We start from the raw sequence: 1,680 nt of genomic DNA, 5'->3' as shown, positions 1-1,680 counted from the left end.
TTGTACACTGGGCTTGGCGGCGAAGGCCAGTGGTGTGGCGGAAATCCAGCGAGGATTGAAATCGATTCCCGTTTAGTTGATTTCTTACCGAAAATATAACAAAAAATATTGCTGGCCGATACAACTCCCATGAACATGGGGAATCTCCCGGAAGGCCCGTAAACTAGGACTTCGTCTCTTATTTTCACCAAAGTAAGCCCCCCTAATCGAAAAGACTTGGTTCAGGTGGCGCTTTTTGCATCTCTTTTGCAAGTAAATCATTCCAAGTTTTTTCGGGATTTTCCATAAATGCGACAAAATTAATGTAGTACATAAGCGTAAGGCGCACCATAGTGACAACCTGAGAGAATGCACAATGTCTCTTGATGCTTCTTGACAGAACCGTTATCAACAAATTAGCAATTAAAACTACCCAAGTTTGTATTTGTATGGCATTGACGCTGTCGCCATAGAAGAAATGAAGCGGGAAGTTCTGTTTAAGTTGTTTGTACAACGACTCAATAGCCCATCTTAGACGATAAATTTCAGCAATATCCTCAACCGTGAAGTCAAAGTTGTTGGTCAATAGTACAACTGGTTTCTTGCTCTCATAAAATATCTCCACCCTTCGTGCCTCATGAATGAGTTCCCCTCTTGTAAAACGCACTTTCTGATCAATATGCGTTACCAATCCCTCTGCATTGACGTACGTAACGGATTCAAGTACCTCATATTTAAGGTTTTTCTTCATTTTGGTCACGTAGCAAACGCCCTCTTCTGTAAGGCGTTGAAATTGTGCGATATCGACATAACCACGGTCCATTGCCAAAGTGGAGTCTTTGGGCAGATGTACCTCTTTCAGCAAGTAATGGTCGTGTTTTGCGGCGGAGGTGAGCTGTACCACCATGGGTACACCAACATGATACTTCATTACCGTATGCACTTTCATGCCGCCTTTCTTCTTGCCTGACTTCGGATGACGGCCAACGCCTTTGAGTATGTTGTCGAAGAGAGTAATGGTGGTAGAATCCATCATATAGAGCAGCTTTTCCCAGTCCTTTGTCTCGTGAGTCTGCCCTTTATAACTCTTGGGAGGGCGGCTGTACGCTAAAAACTTCGCATACTTCTCCAATAGATATGCATAGACACTTGCAAAGAACTCCTGTGGGCGTCGTATATTGGCTTCTGCAAGGGTACTTCGTCTAACCAGATAATCCATTCCAAGGTGCCCGAGTTTATGAGCCTCTGCCTTCATGCCTATCTCGAGTTCGCGCAGGGAATCAAAGTGTTTGAGTATGCCGAACAACATTACGACGAGATGTTGGTAACCGTCAAAACGCTTCACATAAGCCTCGCTTCCTTTCGTTTCACGGCTTATTTGAAGAATTTTCTCCTTATCGAGTAACTTTAACACTTGACTATAGACTGGCTGTCCGGTAAAATGACTATCTTTGCTCATGGTTATGTTTTATTTTAGCAAAAACAAAGATAACCAAAAGGGTTGATACCTCGTGAGAAGTGTCAACCCTAATTTATTTTGCTTGCAAAAGTTTTACCGGACAGCAATAAAAAAAGATTATTCTAACTGCGTGTAATACTGTTAGAATAATCCTTTTTTATAGATGTTAAACCAGTTGAAATGTTCGCTTAACACAGGTTGGTAATTCATGCGGATAATGTGTCACATAAATCAGTGTTTTG

1 protein-coding gene is annotated in these 1,680 nt (G+C 42.1%); it reads right to left on the bottom strand.

The window, feature by feature from the left end; genetic code table 11:
* Positions 1-202 precede the first annotated feature (202 nt).
* A complete protein-coding gene (locus N8M93_RS22550; protein ID WP_261134888.1) occupies positions 203-1,438 on the bottom strand; it encodes an IS4 family transposase in 1,236 nt (411 codons plus the stop codon).
* Positions 1,439-1,680 lie beyond the last annotated feature (242 nt).

The sequence above is a fragment of the Bacillus sp. Marseille-Q3570 genome, assembly GCF_946151055.1.
Classification (GTDB): Bacteria; Bacillota; Bacilli; order Bacillales; family Fictibacillaceae; genus Pseudalkalibacillus.
Note: the sequence above shows the minus strand (reverse complement) of the source record. Positions and strands in the feature narration are given on the sequence as shown.